The organism is Aerococcus sp. L_32, assembly GCF_050689315.1.
This window is the reverse complement of sequence record NZ_JBOEQF010001116.1, coordinates 1-601: the sequence shown is the minus strand read 5'-3', so window position 1 is coordinate 601 and position 601 is coordinate 1. Positions and strand designations below refer to the sequence as shown.

The 601-nt window shown below is 41.4% G+C and carries 1 protein-coding gene; it reads left to right on the top strand.

The window, feature by feature from the left end:
• The coding region (locus ACRCJ0_RS18465) for a class I tRNA ligase family protein (protein ID WP_431391626.1) at positions 1 to 601 on the top strand (601 nt) is incomplete at both ends.

The window sequence follows — 601 nt, the reverse complement described above, 5'->3', positions numbered from 1 at the left end:
GCACCAAATTCCAGCTTGGTACCACAAAGAAACTGGTGAAATGTATGTCGGTATGGAAGCACCTGCTGACAGCGAAAACTGGGAACAAGATCCAGATGTTTTAGATACTTGGTTTTCATCTGCCTTATGGCCGTTTTCAACTATGGGGTGGCCAGATACTGATGCAGAAGACTTTAAACGCTACTACCCAACTTCAACATTGGTAACAGGGTATGACATTATTTTCTTCTGGGTTGCCCGTATGATTTTCCAAGGGTTGGAATTCACTGGTCGTCGTCCATTCAAGAATGTTTTAATCCACGGTTTAATCCGTGATAGCCAAGGGCGTAAGATGTCCAAATCTCTAGGTAACGGGGTTGACCCAATGGATGTTGTTAACGAATATGGTGCTGACGCTTTACGTTGGTTCCTAGCAACTGGTTCAACACCTGGTCAAGATATCCGTTATAACGAAGAGAAACTGGAAGCTGCTTGGAACTTTATTAATAAGATCTGGAATGCTTCTCGTTATGCCATCATGAATCTTGATGACTTAACTTATGATGAAATAGATTTATCAAACGTGACTGAAATCAAAGACCAATGGATTTTAACACGTCTT